At 69.1% G+C, this 21,056-nt stretch carries 22 protein-coding genes; 15 read left to right on the top strand and 7 right to left on the bottom strand.

Going from position 1 to position 21,056, the window contains the following annotated elements; translation table 11 throughout:
- Positions 1-12 precede the first annotated feature (12 nt).
- Together EPL03_RS17105 and EPL03_RS17100 are read right to left on the bottom strand one after the other, a co-directional pair.
- Complete coding sequence (locus EPL03_RS17105) at positions 13-1,152, bottom strand: asparagine synthase C-terminal domain-containing protein (RefSeq protein WP_368277093.1); 1,140 nt, start codon at positions 1,150-1,152, stop codon at positions 13-15.
- 44 nt (positions 1,153-1,196) lie between these two features.
- Positions 1,197-1,883 (bottom strand): PHP domain-containing protein, encoded by a 687-nt coding sequence (locus tag EPL03_RS17100; protein WP_135830555.1) that lies wholly within the window; start codon positions 1,881-1,883, stop codon positions 1,197-1,199.
- Positions 1,884-1,973: 90 nt separating this feature from the next.
- Here EPL03_RS17100 and EPL03_RS17095 point away from each other — a divergent pair, with 90 nt between their 5' ends.
- Positions 1,974-3,389 carry an aryl-sulfate sulfotransferase gene (locus EPL03_RS17095; RefSeq protein ID WP_135830554.1) on the top strand — a complete coding sequence of 472 codons (1,416 nt, stop codon included), beginning with the start codon at positions 1,974-1,976 and terminating at the stop codon, positions 3,387-3,389.
- A 25-nt stretch (positions 3,390-3,414) separates the two neighbouring features.
- On the opposite strand, the gene EPL03_RS17090 is transcribed toward EPL03_RS17095, so the two are convergent.
- Complete coding sequence (locus tag EPL03_RS17090; RefSeq protein WP_168216300.1) at positions 3,415-4,719, bottom strand: acyl-CoA thioester hydrolase/BAAT C-terminal domain-containing protein; 1,305 nt, start codon at positions 4,717-4,719, stop codon at positions 3,415-3,417.
- Positions 4,720-4,899: 180 nt separating this feature from the next.
- On the opposite strand from EPL03_RS17090, the gene EPL03_RS17085 reads away from it, so the two are divergent.
- A complete protein-coding gene (locus tag EPL03_RS17085; protein WP_135830552.1) occupies positions 4,900-5,811 on the top strand; it encodes an ArsR/SmtB family transcription factor in 912 nt (303 codons plus the stop codon).
- Between the two features lie 264 nt (positions 5,812-6,075).
- Positions 6,076-8,220 carry a phosphoribosylformylglycinamidine synthase subunit PurL gene (gene purL, locus EPL03_RS17080; protein WP_135830551.1) on the top strand — a complete coding sequence of 715 codons (2,145 nt, stop codon included), beginning with the start codon at positions 6,076-6,078 and terminating at the stop codon, positions 8,218-8,220.
- Positions 8,221-8,259: 39 nt separating this feature from the next.
- Here purL and EPL03_RS20205 read toward each other — a convergent pair whose 3' ends face one another.
- Both EPL03_RS20205 and queC read right to left on the bottom strand, forming a co-directional pair.
- Positions 8,260-8,418 carry a DUF7550 family protein gene (locus EPL03_RS20205; RefSeq protein ID WP_168216299.1) on the bottom strand — a complete coding sequence of 53 codons (159 nt, stop codon included), beginning with the start codon at positions 8,416-8,418 and terminating at the stop codon, positions 8,260-8,262.
- Positions 8,419-8,499: 81 nt separating this feature from the next.
- Positions 8,500-9,198 (bottom strand): 7-cyano-7-deazaguanine synthase QueC, encoded by a 699-nt coding sequence (gene queC, locus EPL03_RS17075; protein WP_135830550.1) that lies wholly within the window; start codon positions 9,196-9,198, stop codon positions 8,500-8,502.
- Between the two features lie 103 nt (positions 9,199-9,301).
- Here queC and EPL03_RS17070 point away from each other — a divergent pair, with 103 nt between their 5' ends.
- A complete protein-coding gene (locus EPL03_RS17070; RefSeq protein ID WP_135830549.1) occupies positions 9,302-10,105 on the top strand; it encodes a DUF7847 domain-containing protein in 804 nt (267 codons plus the stop codon).
- Between the two features lie 24 nt (positions 10,106-10,129).
- On the opposite strand, the gene EPL03_RS17065 is transcribed toward EPL03_RS17070, so the two are convergent.
- Positions 10,130-10,372, bottom strand: a complete 243-nt coding sequence (locus EPL03_RS17065; RefSeq protein WP_135830548.1) for a hypothetical protein — start codon at positions 10,370-10,372, stop codon at positions 10,130-10,132.
- A 271-nt stretch (positions 10,373-10,643) separates the two neighbouring features.
- Here EPL03_RS17065 and EPL03_RS17060 point away from each other — a divergent pair, with 271 nt between their 5' ends.
- From EPL03_RS17060 to EPL03_RS17030, 7 genes are all read left to right on the top strand, one after another.
- Positions 10,644-11,051: a YlbF/YmcA family competence regulator gene (locus tag EPL03_RS17060; protein WP_135830547.1), complete on the top strand. Its 408-nt coding sequence runs from the start codon at positions 10,644-10,646 to the stop codon at positions 11,049-11,051.
- An 89-nt stretch (positions 11,052-11,140) separates the two neighbouring features.
- On the top strand, positions 11,141-12,661 hold the full coding sequence (locus tag EPL03_RS17055) for a hypothetical protein (RefSeq protein ID WP_135830546.1): 1,521 nt from the start codon (positions 11,141-11,143) through the stop codon (positions 12,659-12,661).
- A gap of 87 nt (positions 12,662-12,748) precedes the next feature.
- Positions 12,749-13,579, top strand: a complete 831-nt coding sequence (locus EPL03_RS17050) for an MBL fold metallo-hydrolase (RefSeq protein WP_135830545.1) — start codon at positions 12,749-12,751, stop codon at positions 13,577-13,579.
- 652 nt (positions 13,580-14,231) lie between these two features.
- On the top strand, positions 14,232-14,777 hold the full coding sequence (locus EPL03_RS17045; RefSeq protein WP_135830544.1) for a GNAT family N-acetyltransferase: 546 nt from the start codon (positions 14,232-14,234) through the stop codon (positions 14,775-14,777).
- 64 nt (positions 14,778-14,841) lie between these two features.
- Positions 14,842-15,498: a MinD/ParA family ATP-binding protein gene (locus tag EPL03_RS17040; RefSeq protein ID WP_135830543.1), complete on the top strand. Its 657-nt coding sequence runs from the start codon at positions 14,842-14,844 to the stop codon at positions 15,496-15,498.
- Between the two features lie 25 nt (positions 15,499-15,523).
- A complete protein-coding gene (locus EPL03_RS17035; RefSeq protein ID WP_135830542.1) occupies positions 15,524-16,150 on the top strand; it encodes an RAD55 family ATPase in 627 nt (208 codons plus the stop codon).
- A gap of 120 nt (positions 16,151-16,270) precedes the next feature.
- A complete protein-coding gene (locus tag EPL03_RS17030) occupies positions 16,271-17,017 on the top strand; it encodes an HFX_2341 family transcriptional regulator domain-containing protein (protein ID WP_135830541.1) in 747 nt (248 codons plus the stop codon).
- A gap of 471 nt (positions 17,018-17,488) precedes the next feature.
- Here the strand turns inward: EPL03_RS17030 and EPL03_RS17025 are convergent, their stop codons facing one another.
- Positions 17,489-18,466, bottom strand: coding sequence for an FKBP-type peptidyl-prolyl cis-trans isomerase (locus EPL03_RS17025; RefSeq protein ID WP_135830540.1), 978 nt, complete (start codon positions 18,464-18,466; stop codon positions 17,489-17,491).
- 192 nt (positions 18,467-18,658) lie between these two features.
- Here EPL03_RS17025 and EPL03_RS17020 point away from each other — a divergent pair, with 192 nt between their 5' ends.
- The 4 genes from EPL03_RS17020 to dph2 all read left to right on the top strand — a co-directional run bounded on the left by EPL03_RS17020 (position 18,659) and on the right by dph2 (position 21,026).
- Complete coding sequence (locus EPL03_RS17020; protein WP_135830539.1) at positions 18,659-18,838, top strand: HVO_2753 family zinc finger protein; 180 nt, start codon at positions 18,659-18,661, stop codon at positions 18,836-18,838.
- A gap of 2 nt (positions 18,839-18,840) precedes the next feature.
- Entirely contained in the window at positions 18,841-19,107 is a 267-nt protein-coding gene (locus EPL03_RS17015; RefSeq protein ID WP_135830538.1) for an elongation factor 1-beta, read from the top strand.
- Between the two features lie 284 nt (positions 19,108-19,391).
- Positions 19,392-19,664: a hypothetical protein gene (locus EPL03_RS17010; RefSeq protein WP_135830537.1), complete on the top strand. Its 273-nt coding sequence runs from the start codon at positions 19,392-19,394 to the stop codon at positions 19,662-19,664.
- Between the two features lie 297 nt (positions 19,665-19,961).
- Positions 19,962-21,026: a diphthamide biosynthesis enzyme Dph2 gene (gene dph2, locus EPL03_RS17005; protein ID WP_135830536.1), complete on the top strand. Its 1,065-nt coding sequence runs from the start codon at positions 19,962-19,964 to the stop codon at positions 21,024-21,026.
- Positions 21,027-21,056: the final 30 nt, after the last annotated feature.

Below are 21,056 nucleotides of genomic sequence, written 5' to 3'. Positions count from 1 at the left end.
GGTAGGGTCTCCTCACGCCAGCCGCGACCCGACGTACTGCGATACGTGGTCGTCCATCCGACGCTTGAAGCCGGCCTGCCGGGCCAGCCGGTCGAGCTCGCGCGCGACCAGACTCCCGTACTGGACCGCCTTCTTCTCGCGGAACGCCACCGCGTCGGGCACGAACTCGCGGGCCGCGAGCCGGAGCGCCTTCTTGCGCTCGCCCCGCGCGTCGACCAGCAACTCGCCCGGCAGTCGGAGCGCGGCGTCGACCACCCGGTCGTCGAGCAGCGGCGCGACCGGTTCGCCCCCGGCCTCGCGCAGCGCCAGCACGTCCCGCTCCAGTTGGTCGGGCAGCGTTCGGACCAGCTCGCGGGCGGCCCCGCGAACCGTGTCGGCCTCGACGCGGGGGTCGTCGGGCGCTCGGGCCACCTTGGCGTAGCCGCCGAACAGTTCGTCCGCGCCCTGACCGACCGCGAGCCGGTCGTACCCGTCCTCGGCCGCGCGCTCGGCCGCGAGAAAGAGCGGTATCGCTATCTGGACGTCCATCGCGTTCGTCCGGCCCGTCGCGCCCGCGACCGCTGGCACCGCGCGCTCGACGTCGGCGGGGTCGAGTTCCACGACCCGGAGGTCGGCCTCGCGGTCGAGCAGTCGGGCCGCAGTCCGGGCCGCTTCCACGTCGTGACTGCCGGGGAAGCCGACGACGTAGAGGGGCGCGTCGAGCGCGCTCGCCACCAGCGCCGAGTCGACGCCCCCGGAGAACGCGACCGCGAGCCCGTCGTCGGCGACCGAATCGAGGCTCGCGCCGACGGCGTCCCGGACTGCTCGCACCGCGGCGCGGTCGTCGCCGGTCGGTTCCGGGTCGGGGAGCGAAACGGCCCGCTCGGACGCTCCCTCGTCGAGGTCCCGGACGTGGCCGGCGGCGAGCGATTCCGGTTCGTCGAGGTCGCCGGGCGAGAACGACCACGCGCCCGGCCGCGCGGCGTCCGCGAAGACCGGCTGGCGGCCCAGCGGGTCCCGCACGAGTCGGCCGTCGGGAAGCCGGCCGGCGAAGCCCCGAACCGCCGGCGCGTCGTCGGGTCGTGCGTCAGAAACGTCGTCGGTTTCCGCGCCCGGAAACGGGTCGGCGTCCGCGACGGCCCGCGCGGCGAGGTCGGCCGGGACGCCTCGAATCGTCGCGCACTCGGTCGCACCGTCGTCGGACCGCTCGGGGTCGGTCATTCCAGCAGGTCGGCGATGCGGTTCTTCACGCGGCGCTTGGCCCCGCCGGCCGCCTGCTGGAAGCTGATGCGCCACGGGGTGCGCTTGCCCTCGACGCTGGTACGACCGTCGACGATGGCGGCGAGGACGGCGTCGACCGTCGGCTCGTCGGCGTCGATGCAGGTGACCGCCTGCCCGACCATCTCGCTGATGTGGGCGTCGCTGCCGGCGGTCCGGGGCAGGTCGTGGCGCTCGGCGAACCGTCTGGCCTTCCGGTTGCCCCGGCCGGTCAGCAGCCGGGAGTTGTACACCTCGATGGCGTCGGCGGCCGCGAGGTCGGACTCGCCTATCTTCGCCATCACGCCGCTTCTGGACTTCTGGAACGGGTGGGGAACCACCGCCACGCCGCCCTGTTCGCGGATGCGGTCGAGCGTCTCGTGGAAGGGGAGTCCGGCCGGCACGCGCTCGCGGACGCCCAGCGCGAGGACGTGGCCCGCGGCCGAACTCACCTCCATGCCGGGAATGCCGACCAGTCCGTACTCGTCGGCCTGCTCGGCCGCCGCGAGGCTGGCGTCGATCTCGTCGTGGTCGGTGACCGCCAGCGCGTCGAGGCCGACGGCGGCCGCCTGCTCCAGCAACAGCTCCACTGGGTCGCGGCCGTCGTACGAGAGCGACGAGTGGGCGTGAAGCTCGACCGATAGCACGGGTAGCCGTTCGCAACGGGGTGGCAAAAGCGATACGGTCTCGACAGCGCCCCCCGAAACCGTTAACCGACTATTTATGGTCTGTTCGCCATGGTCGCCCGACTCGCCCGCCGCCGACTGGCTCGGGGCCTGCTCGGCGCGCTCGTCCTCGCGCTCGTCGCGTCGAGCGGTGCGCTGACCCTCTCGTACGACCCGCCGCGACTCGGAGCCGGCACCGTCGAGTCGCCCGCGAACGGCACGACGGTCGTCACGAGTCAGGGGTGGCACGCGAGCGGCGAGTCGCTGCCGGGTCGCCCCGCGCGACTCGCCGCGCTCGGAGCGGACGGGCGCGTCGACTGGACCCACGCCGGCCCCGAGGACCAACAGAGCTGGTTCTACGACGTCGACCCGCTCCCGAACGGCAACTTGCTGGTCGTGAACCCGGTCCGGGGCGCGACGGTCGTCTACGAGTTCGACCCCGAGCGGGGCGAGCGCGTCTGGACAGAGCGGCTCGACCTGCCGGACGTCCACGACGTGGACCTGATGAACGGCGACGAACTGCTGGTCGCGGGCATCGCATACGACGAGGACCGCGTCAGCCGGGACCGCGTGGTCGTCTACAACCGCACTCGCGGGGAGACGACTTGGGAGTGGCACTTCGCGGACCACTACCCCGACGACGCCGGGCCAGGCGTCCGAGCCAAGGACTGGACGCACGTCAACGACGTCGACCGAATCCGCGACGGCGAGTTTCTCGTGTCGGTTCGCAACCTCGACCAGGTAATCGCGGTGAACCGCTCCACGAAGGAAATCGACCTGCGACTCGGCGAGGACGGCGACCACGACACCCTCTACGAGCAACACAACCCCCAGTACCTCGAAAGCGAGGACGGCACGCCGACGATTCTCGTCGCCGACTCCGAGAACGACCGAATCGTCGAGTACGAGCGCGCTGGCGGTTCGTCGGACGGCGAGTGGGAACGCACGTGGACGCTCTCGGGCGGGCTGAACTGGCCTCGCGACGCCGACCGCCTCCCGAACGGCAACACGCTCGTCGTGGACTCGATGAACCACCGCGTGATAGAGGTCACGCAGACGGGCGAAGTCGTCTGGGAGACCACCGTGCCGTGGGCGACCTACGACGCCGAGCGGACCCGCCTCGGCGACGAACCCGGCGGCCCGACTATCGCCGACCAAAACGCGACCGGCGCGTACGAACTTCGCGGCGGGAGTGGGGCCGGCGTCTCGGGTCTCCCGTCGGTTCCCGCCGCGGTCGAGCGATTCACTGCCGGGACGCCGATCGCCGACCCGGCGACCCGACTGGCCGAGCGCTGGCACCACGTCGTCCCGTGGGCCACGCCGACGTGGTTGCCGGTCTGGAGCGCGACCCTGCTCGCGGGAGCGCTCGCGATACTCCTCGTCTGGGCCGTCGGCGAGGCGGTCACCAATCGCGGGCGACTCGCGCGGCGCGTCGAGGGTCTCTACGACGGCGTCCGCCAGCGGTTCTCGCGGTCGGACCGGGACTGACCCGGGAGGTCGGTCCTCCCGGCCATCACTCCCGGAGCGTCCCGAACGTCTCGACGACGCGCGGCCAATGTTCGCCGTCCGCTTCGGCGTAACCCTCCGCCGAGCCGCCCATGACGAACTGCCGCGTCCGGGCGCGGTTGGCCGTCGGCACGTACGGCGGCGTGATCGCGTGTCCCGCGTCCGGATACACCAGATGCTCGTACTCGCAGTCGTGACGGTCGAGCCGGTCGGCCGCGACCTCGTGGAGTCGCACGGAGTTCCACATGCTGTCGGCTCCGCCCGAGACGAGGAGTACCGGGCCGGCTATCGACTCGACGGCTATCGTCGCCTCGTCGATCGCCTCCCCGTCGGCGTCGTCGAGCGACTGCGAGTATCCGGGCTCCATCTCCATCGGCGGTTCGACGTCCCACACCGAGTGGTCGTCGGTGTACGGAACGTACGGAACCGGGTCGCCGTCTGCGGTCCACGACGGACCCGGCGGGAACTCCCGGCGAGAGATACCCGCCCAGACCACACCGCTTCCGTTGACCGAGACGACGGGACCGACCGAATCGAGGCGGCTTCCGACGAGGAGCGCGAGTTCACCGCCCTTCGACGTTCCGAACAGACCCACCTCGGAGCCCCGAACGCCGTCCCGTTCGCGCACCCACTCGACCGCGCTCTCGACGGATTCGAGCGGTATCTCCGCGACCTCCGCCGGGAGACCGTCGCGTCGGCCCTGCCAGTCGAAGTACTGCACCGCGAGCGCCACGAATCCGCGTGACGCTAGTAACTGCGCTATCCCGTCCGCCGGTCTACCGCTCGACCCGTGGAGGACGACCACTGCCGGTGCCGGTCCGGGTCCCGACGGCTCGTAGATTCTGCCGACGAACGACTCGTCGTCGACCGCCTCGGACGCGACCTCCGGGCTCCCGAACGTGCGTTCGATGGTCGTCGAACCCAGCACGTTCCCGTCGCGCTCGACGCGGACGGTCACCTCGTCGCACGCGTCGCGGTCGGGTTCGTACCGGGTCGACCCCTCGGCCGGCGTCGCTCGCTGAACGAGTCCGGTCACGCCGCCCGTTATCTCACCGTCCATCGCCGACGCCGACGTGAGGTCGAGCGCGTCGCCGGGAGCGTCGTAAGTCGCGGCCGAACTCCACTCGCGGTCGCTCCGGTCGGTCAGCGAGACCCTGACGTCGACCGTCTCGACCGGAACGTTCGTAATCGTGAGGTCGACCGGTTCGTCGACCGAAACCGTGGCCGGATGCTCGAATCCGAGTCTGGCTCGGACCGACTCGCTCGTGTCGCTCTGCTCGTTCGCCGTATGCGCGCTGTCGTCGGATTCCATTCTTTCGGTCATCCCTTGCGGTGACAGTGTATCGACGGTTTGGGGATAAGTGATTGGAGAAACATCTTTTGGTATATGTCTCTACATTTACTCCGTCGGCCACGGGTGGAACGAAAACGCCGCGCTTCGGCGCCGGCCATCGAACGACAGGCCAATGTAAGACGCTCGTGATGGCGGCGTATGGGCGAAGACGTCGACCCGGAAGCAGTTGCGGACAATCTCGCCGCGCTGGCGAACCCGCTGCGGATTCGAATATTGCTGGCGCTCGCGGAGACGCGCCGGCCCAGTTGGGACCACCGGGGGATGAGCTACAGCGACCTCCGGTCGGCGGTGGACGTCGAGGACGGCGGGCGGTTCAACTACCACGTCAACGAACTCCGCGACCAGTTCGTTCGGGGCGAGGAGGGACGCTACTGGCTGACCACCGCCGGGTCGCGCGTCGTCGACGAGGTGTACGCCCGGACGTTCTCGGGCAGTCACGAGCCGATATCGGGGCCGGTCGACTGGACCTGCCCGGCCGACGAAGAACAACTGGAAGCGACGGTCGAGGACGGAATAATCACCGTGTCGTGTCCGAATCACGGCGTCCTGTTCGACATGACCCTCTCGTTCAACGCTTACCGGGACCGCGACCTCGACGAACTGTTCGCGTGGGCCAACCGACGGGCGCTGTGGTATCTCGAATCCGTCTCTTGGGACGTGTGTCCCCACTGTTCGGGCCATCTCGGCGGGCCGAACCTCGCCGCGCGCCGCCCGGAGTCGGACGCCGGGGTCGAGACGCTGCCCGGGGACACTTCGACGCTGGTGATGGCCGGGACGTACTGTCGGGAGTGTGGCGTCTCGTTCCGAATTCCGGCGTTCTTCTACGCGCTGACGCGACCGCCCGCCGTCGCGTTTCTGCACGACCACGGCATCGACTACAGGACGCTCGAACTGGAGTACGGTTCGACCTCGTGGGACTTCGAGAGCGAGGAACTCGACGACGGCGTGTTGGTCCGCCTCGCTATCGGCGACGAACGGCTGGAAATCGAACTCGACGGGGCGCTCGATACCCGGTCGTATCGGCGCGCGCCGCTGACCGAGGGGGAGTGACGCTCACGGCCGCCCGACGAGAACTAGCCGGGCTACGCACGCGGAAATTTGGTATAGCGACATATGATTTATAAGGCGCGTGCGCGTCGTCGAGAACCACCAGCTGTCCGGCTATCCTATCAACAGAGCGCCAAGACGGGGCTTCCTCCACCGGGCGAGTCGACAGGGAGCCGTCGCGTCGAACGCAGACGGCTAGCCCCCGACTGAATACACGTCCTTGCACATAGAAAGGCATTAATCCGCGCTGTCTGTACAGGGGAGTGAATGAGCCTCTCCGAGTCCGACCGCGAACTCGTGGTCGCCGAACTCGGCCGCGAGCCGACCCCGGCCGAGGCGGCGCTGTTCGAGAACCTCTGGAGCGAACACTGCGCGTATCGCTCGTCGCGACCCCTCCTCTCGGCGTTCGATTCGGAGGGCGAACAGGTCGTCGTGGGGCCGGGCGACGACGCCGCAGTCGTCGCGGTCGCTCCCGATTCGTCGCAGGGCGACGCGACCTACATCACGATGGGGGTCGAGAGCCACAACCACCCGTCGTTCGTCGACCCGTACGACGGCGCGGCCACCGGCGTCGGCGGCATCGTCCGGGACACCCTCTCGATGGGCGCGTACCCCATCGCGCTCGCGGACTCGCTGTACTTCGGCGACTTCGACCGCGAGCACTCCCGGTACCTGCTGGAGGGCGTCGTCGAGGGCATCAGCGACTACGGCAATTCCATCGGCGTGCCGACGGTCGCCGGAAGCACCGCCTTCCACGAGGATTACGAGGGCAACCCGCTGGTCAACGTGGCCTGCGTGGGCCTGCTCGACGACGACCGGCTGGTGACCGCCGACGCCAAGGAACCCGGCAACAAGCTCGTCCTCGTGGGCAACGCCACGGGCCGGGACGGCCTCGGCGGCGCGAGCTTCGCCAGCGAGGACCTCTCGGAGGACGCCGAGACCGAGGACCGGCCGGCGGTGCAGGTCGGCGACCCCTACACCGAGAAGCTGCTCGTCGAGGCCAACGAGACGCTGCTCGACGCCGGTCTCGTGGAAGCCGCCCGCGACCTCGGCGCGGCGGGACTCGGCGGCGCGACCAGCGAGATGGTCGCCAAGGGTGGCCTCGGCGCGCACGTCGAGCTGGAGCGGGTCCACCAGCGCGAGCCCAACATGAACGCGCTCGAAATCCTGCTCGCCGAGTCCCAGGAGCGGATGGCCTACGAGGTCCGCCCGGAGAACGTCGAGGACGTGAAGCGTATCGCCGAGAAGTACGACCTCGGCTGCTCGGTCATCGGCGAGGTCACGGCGGGCAACTACGTCTGCACCTTCGAGGGCGAGACCGTCGTGGACGCCGACGCCGAGTTCCTCGGCGACGGCGCGCCGACGAACGACCTCGAATCGACGGAGCCGAGCCAGCCCGACCGCGACCTGCCGGCGGTCGACCCGCGCGAGGCGTTCGAGTCCGTCGTCGCCAGCCCCAACACCGCGAGCAAGCGCTGGGTCTACCGCCAGTACGACCACGAGGTGCAGGTCCGGACCGCGACCGGGCCGGGCGACGACGCGGCCGTGCTGGCGCTCAGAGACGCCGAAATCGGACTCGCACTCTCGTCGGGCGCGGACCCGAACTGGACGGACGCCGCGCCCTACGACGGCGCGCGGGCGGTGGCGCTCGAAAACGCGACCAATCTGGCCGCCAAGGGCGCGACGCCGCTCGCCGCCGTCGACTGTCTCAACGGCGGCAATCCCGAGAAGCCCGAGGTGTACGGCGGCTTCAAAGGTATCGTCGACGGCCTCGCGGACATGTGCGCCGCACTCGACGCGCCAGTGGTCGGTGGCAACGTCTCGCTGTACAACGACTCGCCCTCGGGGCCGATTCCCCCGACGCCGACGCTTGCGATGACGGGCACGAAAGAGGGGTACGACGCCCCGCCCGCCGCGCTCGCGGGCGAGGGAACCCTGCTCGTCGTGGGCGGGCCGGACGAGGAGGGGGACGAGCGTCTCGCGCTCGGCGGGTCGGAGTACCTCGCGCAGTTCGGCGGGAGCGACCGGTTCCCCGCGCTCCCCATGAATCCCCGCGCGGTCGTCGACGCGCTCGCGGAGGTCGCCGACCGCGACGCGACGCTGGCGGTCCACGACGTGAGCCACGGCGGCCTCGCGGTCGCGCTCGCCGAGATGGTCACTCCCGACGCGGGCCTCTCGGCCGAGGTCGAGGGTCTCGACGCCCTGTTCGCCGAGACGCCGGGTCGCGCGGTCGTCGAGACCACCGACCCCGCGGCAGTACGGGAGCGGTTCGCGGGCGTCGCCCCGGTCGCGAACGTGGGCGCGGCCGACGGCTCGGGCGAACTGGAACTGACGGTCGGCGACGAGACGCTGACCTACGCTGCGGGAGAAATCGCGGAGTTGCGGGACGTGCTGGCGCGCGAACTCGACTGAGTGGGAGTTCCCGATCTCGGAAGAGCGGTCGCCGAGCGCTCACGCCGCCACGAGGGGCAGGGCGAACGCGACGGCCAGCCCCACCGCAAGGACGGCCAGCCCGATGCCGACCGCCCGGGTCGAGTACGACTGCATCGGCGAGGTCACGCGGTCGAGTCCCTCTACGTCGTGGCCGTGTTCGTCGTCGTGGTCGTCCATACCCGTCGCTTCCGGGTCGTGATACTTAAGCGCACCCAAACCGGCGTCGGGGCCTCGCTCGGCCCGGCCCCGTCGGCGCGGTCAGTCCGCGTACTCGGGGCGCTCCTCGTACTCGATTGGGTCCCGGACGCCGTTGCGCTGGAACGCCTGCAACCGATACGCGCAGGCGTCGCAGGTGCCACACGCCGGGGATTCGGCGCGGTAACAGCTCCACGTCAGGTCGTAGGGGACGCCGAGTTCGGCCCCGCGCTCGGCGATGTCGGCCTTGGTCCACTCCGCAAACGGCGCGCGGACCGCGATTTCGGTGTCGGCTTTCGTCCCGACGTCGACGACGCGCTGGAACGCCTCGAAGAAGGCGGGCCGGCAGTCGGGATACCCCGAGAAGTCCTCGCTGTGCGCGCCGACGAAGACGGCCTCACAATCGTTGGCCTCGGCGTACGACACCGCCATCGCGAGCAGGTTGGCGTTCCGGAACGGGACGTACGACGAGGGCACGTCCTCGGCGTCGAGGTCCGCGTCCTCGACCGCCATCTCGTCGTCGGTCAGGCTCGACCCGCCGATGCGCGCGAGGTGGCCCGTCTCGACCCGGCGGAACTCGGCGTCCATCTCGTCGGCGAGCAGGCGCGCACACTCGCGTTCCTTGTCCTCGGTGGCCTGTCCGTAGGAGGTGTGCAGCAGGTGCGGTTCGTACCCGTCGGCGGCGGCTTCGTACGCGGCGGTCGCGCTGTCCATCCCGCCGGAGGCGAGCACGACGGCGCGGTTCTCGGTTCGGTCGCTCATGCTCGACCGCTCGGGGGCGACGGCCAAGAGCTATGCGGTACCGCGCGAGGCGTGACCGCCCACCACCGACAGGATTAACCGCCGGCTATCTGATACGTCGGTCATGGGTGCCATCTCGGCGTTCTCGACGGCGGTCGGGGCGCTCCGGCGGAACGCGGTACTGTTGGGCGTGGCGTTCGCCGCCGCGCTGGCGAACGTCGCGGTCACGGGCGTCACGCTCGTACTCCCGCCGTCGGTGGCCGCGCTGGCCTCGGTGACGGCGTCGGGTGCCGCGCTGGTCGTCGCGCCGTTGTTCGTCGGCGGACTGCTCGCCATGGCCCACGAGGGACTCGACGGACCCACGGGGCTCGCGACGTTCACGGCCGGCGGGCGGGCGAACTACCTCCCGATTCTCGGCGCGATGGTGCTGCTCGGCGTGCTGGTGGTGGCGCTGGGCGTCGCGGTATCCGTCGCGGTCCTGCTGGTGGTCGGCCTGCTCGCCAGTACCGACGCTGGCGTCAGCGGCCTCGCCCTCTCGGCGCTCGTGGGGCTCGTCGGCGTCCTCGCGTCGTCGCTGATACTGTTCGTGGTGCAGTTCTACGCGCCGGCGATCGTGGTCTCGGACCTCGAAGTCGGAGCGGCGTTCCAGCGAAGCGCCGATCTGGTTCGCGAGAATCCCGTCTCGACGCTCGGTTACACGGCGGTCCTGGTCGTTCTGGGCGGCGTCACCGGCGTCGCCGGCGTCGCCGTGGCGGTCGCCGGGGGCGCGTACGAGTCGGCCGAACCGATGGCTCCGGCGACGCCGGAACTCGGAGTGGGCGTCCTCGGGGTGTTGGTGGCGGTCTCGGTCGCCGTCACGACGGTCGTCGCGGCGTTGGCCCCCACCTATCAGGTCGCCTTCTACGCGGACTGCCTCGACGAGGCGTGAGCCCCGAGCCCCGACAACGTCGCATCAGTGGCGCTTGAGGTGATACAGGACGCCCCACACGAACGCCAGCACCGACGCGATGAGGAGTCCCCCGGCGAACTCCGCGGGGTAGGTCACGCCCGTCACGTCGAGCAGTAGCGCGCCGGCCCGCTCGGACAGTCGGGCGAACGGCGGGAGCATCTCCCAGATGTACCGCGAGATGACTGTTCCGACTATCATGCTGGTGAACGCGGCGAACGAGTGCGACCCGCCGGTCTTGGCTGGCATGTGGTAATTTCCACCCAGTTACTAATCGCGAGGGTAACGAGGTCAATTAAAGCTGTCGGGTCGGTGGGGGCCAGCGCTCGGACGCGGTCGCTCGTGACCGCGCCAGCGCGCGAGCGACGACGTGGCGACGTGGTGGGACGCGCTTCCGAGCGGCGATGCTCGTCCGCTCTCCGGGTTCGACCCCGCGTTTCGGTCGACCGGACCTCGAACGCCCACAGCCCTCACGACGTATCCGGCAGGTTGAAAACGTCGCAGTCCCAACCGCCGATACATGAGCGTCGACACCGAAGCGGACGTCGAGGCCGAGGCCGTCGACCAGTCCCGCGTCGAGCAGCTCGGCGAGGAACTCGGGGAGGCCATCACCGAGACGCCCGCCTACCGGCGGTTCGAGGAGACCAAGCAGGCCGTCGAGGACGACGAGGAGGCCCAGCAGAAGGTCGAGGAGTTCGAGCAGCTCCGTCAGGAGTTCATGCTGGCGCGCCAGACCGGCGAGGCCACCCAGGAGGACGTCCAGGAGGTCCAGCGCGCCCAGCAGGAGCTCCACTCGCTGCCCGTGATGGAGGCGTACCTCGACGCCCAGAGCGAACTCGAGACCAAGCTGGAGGCCGTCAACGACGCCATCTCGGAGCCGCTCGCGGTCGACTTCGGCCAGCAGGCCGGCGGCTGCTGCGAGGACTGAGCCGCGCACCCACTTTTCCGCGACCGTCCCGGACGCTCGGCAACCACGCCTAAGTCCACTCGTAGCGATTAGCTGGTTGGTGGGGAATCATGGCCGACGATAGAACGACAGAGACAGGTGGGGGAACCGACCCGACGACGAACGTGACGACCGACCGCGAGACGATTCGCTCGTGGATCGAGGACAGCGGGGCGCGACCCGGCTACCGGACCACGGATTCCGGCGAGTCCGAGCCGTACGTCTACCACCCCGACGCGGCCGACGAGGACGTCGAGGCGGCCGACTGGGACGAGTTCCACGACCGCTTCGGCGACGACGAGCTCGCGCTCGTCCGACACACCGACCGGTCGGGGCCCGACCAGTTCGAGCTGGTCAACCGGACCGAGGCTATCGAGCGCGCCACGCTCGACGACGAGGACGTCGAGCAGGCGCTGCTGGACGGCGAGACGGTCGAGACCCAGATCACCGAGACGAAGGTCGTCGAGCGCACGGTACAGGAGACCGAGACCTTCCAGAGCGAGGTCGTCGACAGCGAAATCGTCCGCGACGACGTCGTCGACACCGAACTCGTCCGACGGGAGATAGTCGGCGTCCACTTCGGCGAGGCCGACGAGGAGCGCGTCGCCATCGTGGAGGACAGCGAGGCGACCGCGTGGGACGAGGAAATCGAGGAGCTGGACGTGACCGACCACGAGGTCATCACGGTCGACGTCGACGAGACGCGCGAGGTGACCCGCGAACTCCTCGAACGTCGGTCGGTCGAAACCCGCGTGGTCGACCGCGACGTCGAGGAGACCGAGACCGTCGAGTCCGAGACCCTCGAAAGCCGCGTCGACCTCGAAGGCGTCCAGCGCACCATCCTCGAGAGCGACATCCTCGGCGGCACCGTCGCGACCGACGAGGTCATCGAGGGCGGGCACGTCGAGAGCGAGTTCGCCGACGACGAGACCATCCTGACCGAACTCTACGAGCGTCGGGTGGTCCGGGACGAGATGGTCGACCGCAAGCGGCTCACCTTCGAGCTCGTCGACGAGGAGACGGTGAGCACCGAGACCGTCGAGTCCGTGCTGGTCGACACGATGCTCGTCGGCTCGGACGCGATGGACCAGGACACCGAAATCCAGGGCATCACCATCGACCGCGACGAGGAGATGGCCGCCGGCACGGGAACGCGAACCGCGACGACGGCGACCGCGACCGACGAGACGACGACGGCCGGCGAGACGACCGGAACCGCGACCGACGCCACGATGGGCGACGTCGAAACGACTGACGAGACGACCGCGGGCGGCGAGCCGATGATAGACGACGACGTGGCGGCCGACGAGGGGACGAGGGCCGACGCCGGGATGACCGCCGACGAGGGGACCATCGTCCTCGACGATGCCGACGTGGGCAAGGACGTCATCGACGCCAACGACGAGCACGTCGGGGTCGTCACGGAGGTCGACGAGGACGACGACATGCTGTACGTGGACCCGCACCCGGGGCTCGCCCAGCGCGTCAAGACCCGGCTCGGCTGGGAGGGCCACAGCGAGGACGCCTACACCGTCGACGCCGACCGAATCGCCGAGATCGACCGCGACGAGGTCCGACTCCGGAGCTTCTGAGTCCGCCGGCGAGCCGACCCGGTTTCGTGCGCGACGCCCGGGGCCGGGAACGCAAGGCTTACCCGGGTTCTCGGCGATTCCTCGCGCATGAGCGTTCACAGCGACTGGGGCGACTGGCTCCCGCGTGCGGTCGCCGAGGCCGACCCCGAGGGCGTCGCGGTCTGGTATCTCGGCTGCAACGGCTTCGTGCTGAAGGCCGACGACACCACCGTCTTCGTCGACCCGTACCTCGGGACCGGCGACCCGCCCCGGACGGTTCGGATGATTCCGATTCCCTTCGACCCGACCGACGTGGCCGAGGCCGACGCCGTGTTCGCCACCCACGAGCACACCGACCACGTCCACGGCCCGAGCCAAGCGCCCATCCTCGAACGCACGGGCGCGACCTTCTACGGACCCGACGACAGCCTCGCGGTCGCACGCGAGGAAGGCTGGACCGACGAGTGGGACGTGGCCGACGACCAACTCCGGGAGGTCGAGGAAGGCGAGTCGTTCGAGGTCGGGGCCGTTTCGGTCCACGTCGAACCCGCGAACGACCCCGACGCGAGCCACCCGGTCAGCTACGTCTTCGAGTACGACGGCCGGACGATATTCCACGGCGGCGACACCAAGCCCTGCGAAGCGTTCGAGCGCGTCGGCGAGGCGTACGACGTCGACCTCGGCATTCTGGCGTTCGGGAGTGTCGGGCAGATTCCGGACAAGGAGACGCGCGAACCCAAGCGAACCCGGTGGTACAACGACGAGAATCAGGCCATCGAGGCCGCGAGCGACCTCCAGTTCGACCGATTCCTGCCGAGCCACTGGGACATGTGGAAGGGGCTGACCGCCGACCCGACCGGGCTCCACGACCACGCCCGGAGCTTCGAGTTCCCCGAGCGACTTGAGATAGCGGAAATCGGCGACCGAATCGACGTTTGAGTCCGGCGCGGGAGCCCTGCGAGTGCGCTCCCGAATCGATTTCACCCTCCTCGTCCTCGGAATCGCGTCACGGAACGCGACGCTCGAAGCCGGTGTTGGGAGATGCGGGAGAGAACTCGGTCACGGTAGTCCGGACGCGACCGGTGCGCGCTGACTTCGTTTTCCACGCTGGCGCGCGCTGGCGGACCCTCGTGGTCCGCCAGAACGCGCGAGGGAGGCGAGCGCGTTTATGCGCTCGCCGAGGCTGGGGAGGGGTGAGGCTCTCGCTGTGCGGCGCAGCTGCGGAGCGGGGTTGTGCGGGTGCGGTGCGGTTTCCTCGGTGGACTGAACGGGCGAGGCGCGGTCGCGTGTAGTTCAGTCGTCTCTGCGAGCCACTATTTTCGCGCCGGGCGGTGCGGAGAGGCGCGAAAATATCTCGCAGAGCGACCGCGAGCGCGCCGAGGGCTTTCGAGGCTGTGGTGACGGTCCTATTGTCTGAGGGCGCGCCGAGGGCGTTCGAGGCTGTGGTGACGGTCCTGTTATCTGAGAGCGCACTGAGGGCGTTCGAGAGCCCGTTTCCAGCCACATCCCACTCTGAACACGACCCGGAAGCGAGGCACACGCTTATTAGACCGGGCGACAGAACCATGACTAACGGTAGCAAGACCCGACCATGCTCCAGGACGCGCTCGCCTCGCTCCGAGAGACCATCTCGAACGCCAACTCGACCCGGATCGCCCCCGAGCCGCCACCGGTCTCGTTCGCCGACCGCGAGGACCGAGAGATACTGGTCCGTCCCTACCGCGAGGCGGACTTCGAGGGGCTGGTCGCGATGTACGACGACTTCGACTCCTCGCAGCGCGCCCAGGGGACGCCGCCGGTCGGCACCGACGCCGTCCGCGAGTGGCTCGGCGACGTGCTCGACGGCGCGAACGTGGTCGCGCTCCACGAGGACCGACTCGTCGGTCACGTCACGTTCGTCCCGGACGGGACCGACCGACACGAACTCGCCATCTTCGTGCACCAAGACTACCAGCGCGCCGGAATCGGCACTCGGCTTCTGGGCGTCGGCATGGGCCAGGCCGCCCGCGAGGACGTCGAGTACGTCTGGCTCACGGTCGAGCCGTGGAAGCGCGGCGCACAGAGCCTCTACCGACGCGCCGGCTTCACGGTCGTCAACCCGATGGGGACGACCCACCGGATGTCGCGGTACCTGTGAGTTCCGAACCCGCCCTCCCTTCTCACCCCAAGCTTCAAATCCGAGGGCGGGACGAATCCGGGCCATGTTGGCCATCGCAGGCGGTAAGGGCGGGTGTGGCAAGACGACCACCACGCTGGGACTCGCGGCCGCGCTGGTCCGCCAGCGGAAGGCGGCGCTCGCGGTCGACGCCGACCCGGAGATGCCCGACCTCCACGCGCTGGCGGGCGTCTCGCGCGACCCGGGCGTCGACGCCGTAGCCGCGGGCTGGCCGCCGGGGATGGTGGCCGGAACCGCGGGCCCGCCGGCCGCCGGGGCGGCGGTGCTTCCGGCGGCCAGCGACAGTCGCGTGGGTGCGTCGTCCTCACCGTCGCTGAGCGCGCGACTCGGAGCGACCCGCGGGACCGTCCTGCTGGACTGTCCCGCCGGCGCGGGGCCCGACGCGGTCGAGCCGCTCCGGCTCGCGGACGCCGCCGTGGTCGTGACGACGCCCGAGCCCGCCTGTCTCCGGGACGCCGCCAAGACGGCCGCGATGGCCCGCGAACTGGACCTCCCGGTCGCGGGCGCGGTCGTCTCGCGCGCCGAGGCTCCGCCGGCCGGCGTCGCCGACCTGCTCGACTGCGAGGTGCTCGGGGTCGTCCCCGACGTCGGGGCCGGCGCGTCGGTCGCGCCGCTGGCCGACGAGCGAGTCCGGACGGCCCACGACGAGGTCGTGTCAGCCCTGCAGCCCAAATGCTTATGAGAGGCGCGGACCGGCGTCCAATCACGTGACACGTCGTCTCCCGACCGGCATCGAGGTGCTCGACCGCAAGCTCGACGGCGGGCTGCCCGAGGGCAGTGTGGTCACGGTCTCGGCCCCGCCAGCGAGTCAGGCCGAGCTCCTGCTCTATCAGTTCACGGCGGCCCGCGAGACGCTGTACCTCTCGACCGACCGCGACGAGACCGCGGTCGCGGAGGCGCTAGAGCGGACCGCCGAGCGAACGGGCTCGCCCGACGTGCGCCGGATTCAGGGCGACGCGCCGCTCGACCACTCCCGGCGGCTGTTCCGGCGGCTGTCCGAGGGGTCGAACCTCGTGGTCGACCCCGTCGACCCGCTGGAGCGCCAGGACGGGAGCCGCTACCGGAACTTCCTGAACGACCTCCAGAACCACCTCCACAACACGGGGAGTCTGGCCTTCCTCCACTGTCTCGACGGGCGCTCGGTCGCCGACGCCCGCGACCTGACCGAGCACGTCGCCGACGTGGTGTTCCAGCTCCACACCGAGTACTCCGGTGACGCGGTCGAGACCCGGCTGGCCGTCCCGAAGTTCCGGGGCGGGCGGGCGCTGCCCGAGACCATCAAACTGGAACTCACCGAGTCGGTCCGCATCGACACGAGCCGGGACATCGCGTGAGGACGCCCGCGTTCGCGAGTCCCGGCCCCGCTGCGGTCGGATTTCGAACGAAGACGGGCCACTGTCGGGGCGGATGACGACCACTTATACGCCCGGCGTTCGGCAGTCGAGACGACCGCCATGCAGTCCATCGACGAGGTCCACATCGCCCCGCTCGGCTTCGAGTACGACCGCATCGTCGGCCCGGCCGAGGAGTACGACGTCGACGTCGTCTACCTCCTCGAACACGACGACCGGCTGGACGCGCCCGACTACCACGACGACGTCCGCGACCGACTCGCCGAACTGGGCGCGTCGCTGCGCTCGCGGTCGGTCGACCTCTTCGACATCTACGACGTGCTCGGCGTCGTGACGACGCTCGTGGCCGAACACGACGAGGACATCGTCCGGGTGAACGTCTCCAGCGGGTCGAAGCTCTCGGCGGTCGGCGCGACCATCGCCTGCATGTGTACGGACGCCACCGCCTACTACGTCCACCCGGAGGGATACCGCTACGCCGACCGCGAGGAGCGCCAGAGCTACGGCTACGCCGACGACGAGGTGCTTCCGACTTACCCCATCGAGTCGCCGACGCCCGACCAGGTCGCGGTGATGGACTTCCTCGCGGAGACGAACACCGACGCCTACACCGTCAAGAAGAAGGACGTCATCGAGTTCGCCGAGGCGGAGGGGCTGTCGTTCATCGCGGACAGCGACCCCGCCAACGACAAGGCCAAGTTCGCGCTCCTGAACGCCAACGTCGTCGAGCCACTGCTCGAAGACGGCTACGTCGCGGTCGAGGACGTCGGTCGTCGCAAGCAGGTGCGGCTGACCGACACCGGCGAGGACGCCCTGCGGGCGTTCCGCCACCAGATACGGGAACTGTAGGGCAACGACCGGGGGACGAGCGATTCGGACAGCGTCGCGTCCCCTAGCCCGGGCGGCGGTATCGATAGTATCGATAGTTTCGATACTATCTATTGTCTCTATAGTTTCTCGATAGAATTGAATACGAACGCGGGCCGACCACGAAGTGGAGGCCGACGACGGCCTCCGAGCCACCGCCGGTCGCGGGCGGCGCGGTCGCCGCCGGCCCTTCGGGGCCGCCAGCGGTCCGCCGCGGTCGTCGGCGACCGGCGGTCCGACGCCTCTGACATCCGGCCGCCCTGCGGTCTCCGCCGCCCACCCCTCCACGGACGCCCGGTCCCCGCCGGCGCTCCCCCTTCGGTGACCGCTCGCTCGGCCCTCCATCCATCGGTAGCACGCGACGATTTCCCGACGCTCGCGACTCCCGGCCGAGGCGACCGCTGGACGTGGCGCTATCGGGAGCGAAAAAACGGAAAACGCCGATTCGCGGGCTTACTCGTCGTCGAGTTCGCCTTCGAGTTCCTCGACGATTTCGTCCTCGTCGACGTCGGCGTCCTCGAGCGCGTCCTCGATTTCGCCGCCCATGCCACCCATGCCGCCGCCCATCATGCCGCCCATCGGACCCATGCCGCCGCCGTCGATGGTCTCCTGGACGATGACCCGGTCGAGCCCGAGCTGGTTTATCACGTTCTGGGCGATCTGTTGCTTCTGGAACATCCACTGCTGGTTCATCGCCAGCTGGGGCGTGCTCTCGATGTAGAGGGTCTCCTTGTCGACCGTCCGGGTCTCGGTCTCGGGTTCGGCGTCCTCGTCGTCGGACTCGACCGCGACCTCCTCCTCGACCTCGTCGGTCTCTATCCACATGTCGAGGTCGGCGTCGAGGTACATCGAGATGAGGCCCTGGGCCTGCTCGACGCGGTCCTCGACCGCCTCGACTACCTCGTAGTCGTACTCGACGTCCTCGCCCGCGAGCGGGTGGTTGAAGTCGACGCGCGCCCGCCCGCCGATGACGGTCTCGACGTAGCCGTGTTCGCCGTCGACGTCGACGTGTGCGCCGGGGTAGCGCTCGTCTTCGGGAATCTTCTCGACGCTGACGGTCCGGACCTGTTCGGGGTCCTGCTCGCCGAACGCCTCCTCGGCGGGGATGATGGTCTCGCCGGCGTCGCCGATCTCGCTACCGACGACGGCCTCCTCGACGCTCTCGAAGATGTGGCCCTCGCCGAGCACGATGGTTCGAGGCTCGAACTCGCGGCCCTCCTCGTCGAGGCCCTCCTCCTCGGCGACCTCGGGGTCGGTGGTGTCGACGACGTTGCCGTCCTCGACGGTGCGCGCGGTGTAGTCGAGGCGGACGAAGTCGCCCTCCGACAGTCCGGACTCGGCCTCCTCGGCTTCGTCCTGCGTTTCCTCGGCTACCTCTTCCGTCTGTGTCTCTTCGTCGTCAGCCACGTCGGCCTCTTGTTCGTCACTCATACCCGAAACGTCGCCCGTTCGCCCCTTAAGAATCACGTTTCGCATCTCCGAGCGTTTTCGCGGGGCATCTCCGACGAATCCCCCGGAGAGCGGCCCAGCCGTGGATATCGCGCTCCTCGCGTCGGCGACGCTCCGCGAGTCGGCGGCGGTGCTATCGAAACGGTTTAAAGTCGCGCACCGGAAAGAGAGGGTATGAGCCAGTCCGAACAGAGGCAGGCGCGGCGATGCGTCTCCTGTGGGATCAACATCTCCGGGACGAACGCCGCCTCGTTCAAGTGTCCGGAGTGCGGGCAACAGATTTACCGCTGCGCGAAGTGTCGCAAGCAGAGCAACCTCTACGAGTGCCCGGACTGCGGGTTCATGGGGCCGTAACCATGGGAAAGGTCGCCGCCAAGATCAAGGTCATGCCGGAGAGCCCCGAAATCGACCTCGACGACCTCCAGGAGCGCCTCGAAGACGCGTTGCCCGAGGGCGCGAAGATAAACGGCTTCGAGCGCGACGACGTGGCGTTCGGCCTCGTCGCCCTGCTGCCGACGGTCATCGTCCCCGACGACACGGGCGGAACCGAGGCCGTCGAGGAGAACTTCTCGAACGTCGAGGACGTCGAGAGCGTGGAAGTCGAGAACGTCGGCCGCATCTGAGTCGGCGCTCGCGGGCGGACTCTCGGTTCTTTCTGCGCGACGACCGACGAGTAGCGACGCGCGCGACTTGCGGAGTCGGGGCGCGTATCTCGCACAGCGACGGGGTCGGTGGTTTGGGCCCGCTCCAGTCGGCGTGGTCGGATAGCGTCCGGCTACAATCTCGGCGAGAGCGTTCATACAGTCTCGTGGAGAGCGTTTATACAGTCTCTCGGCTATATACACGCATGGCTCGCGCTTCGAATCCGGAATCCGGTAGTACGTTCCGAGTGCTACCCGCCCTCACCATGACCGTTGGAGCGGTCTTCGCCGGCGTGGGGCTCTTGCTCGTCCGCACGTCGGCGCTCGGCGGCGTCCATATCGCGGCTATCGGCGTCTCGTTGTTCCTCTCGGGGATGGTGTCGACGAGATGGGCGGCTGCCCGGTGGAACATGTCACCAGCAGCGCAACGTCGATGGTCGTTGGCCTTTGTCGTACTCGCTGGACTACTGACGATTCTGTTCGTCGTCGTCAACTTCGCGTCGTTCGGGGAGGCGGTCGTCGAAGAGGGGACGAGTTGACGCGACGTAACCCGCCCGCGACGAACAGCGAACGGCGTCGTCGCGCTCAACTCAGTCGCCGTCTCCGGCGCGGCCTCCGACCGTCACCACCGACCGGGGAGTCAACGAGGCCACGCGCGCTGAACTCGCGCCAGCGCGCACCGAACTGCAACGGGCGTCCCGAGCGTGCGCTGCGGGCGTCATCCACGCCGTCACCGAGAACAGCAGTCACTCTGCCGCCGAAAACGCCCGACCCGTCGACGCCCGAACACGCCTAGAACACCGTGCTTAAACGTCCACGACGACAAACCGGTTGCAATGAGCCAAGAGAGCGAGTACAGCGAGGGCGACCTTCGGAACACCGGGATGTCGCTCAAGCACGACCGGGAGTGGGACTACGAACTCGACCGCATCGTCGAGGCGGTCGAGGAGCGCGACGCCACCAAGGTCGGGTTGCAGTTCCCCGAGGGGCTGAAGCGACGGGGGCCGCAGGTCGCCGACGACATCCGCGAGTTGGTGCCCGACGACGTGACCGTGATGTTGTCGGGCCAGCCCTGCTACGGGGCCTGCGACCTCGACACCTTCCTGATGAAGCGGACCGACGTGTTCGTCCACTTCGGCCACTCGCCGATGAAAAACACCGACAAGGTCATCTACGTCCCGCTGTTCTCGAACGTCGACGTGTTCCCCATCATGGAGGAGTCGCTCGACGAACTTCCGAGTCCGGACGCCGAAGCGTCGCCGGACGCGCCAAGCGTCGGCCTGGTCACCACGGCCCAGCACATGAACCGCTTCGAGGAGATGAAGTCGTGGCTCGACGAGCGCGGGTTCGACGTCCGGACCCGGAAGGGCGACGACCGGCTGACCCACGAGGGGCAGGTGCTGGGCTGCAACTACGCCAGCGCCGACATCGACGCCGACCACGTCCTCTACGTCGGCGGCGGGAAGTTCCACCCGCTCGGCCTCGCCATGGAGCACCCCGACAAGAAGGTCGTCATCGCCGACCCGGTCAACAACGTCGTCACGGTCGCCGACACCGAGAAGTTCCTCAAGCAGCGCTACGCCGCCGTCCACAAGGCGATGGACGCCCGGAAGTGGGGCGTCATCTTCTGCACGAAAATCGGGCAGGGACGGTGGGAACAGGCCGAGGAGATTCTGGAGGACAACGACGACGCCTACCTCATCACGATGGACGAGGTGACCCCCGACCGCCTCCGGAACTTCGACATGGACGCGTTCGTCAACACGGGCTGTCCGCGCATCACGACCGACGACGGCCCGCAGTTCCACAAGCCGATGCTCACGCCCGGCGAGTACGAGATCGCCGTGGGCAACGAACCGCTCGACGAACTCTCCTTCGACACCTTCCACGGGACGTGGTGACGCCGGCAGCCAACCGGAGCGAGCGCCGTC

Origin of the sequence: Halorussus halobius, from assembly GCF_004765805.1 — an archaeon.
GTDB classification, from domain to species: domain Archaea; phylum Halobacteriota; class Halobacteria; order Halobacteriales; family Haladaptataceae; genus Halorussus; species Halorussus halobius.
This window is presented reverse-complemented; position numbering and strand designations above follow the sequence as displayed.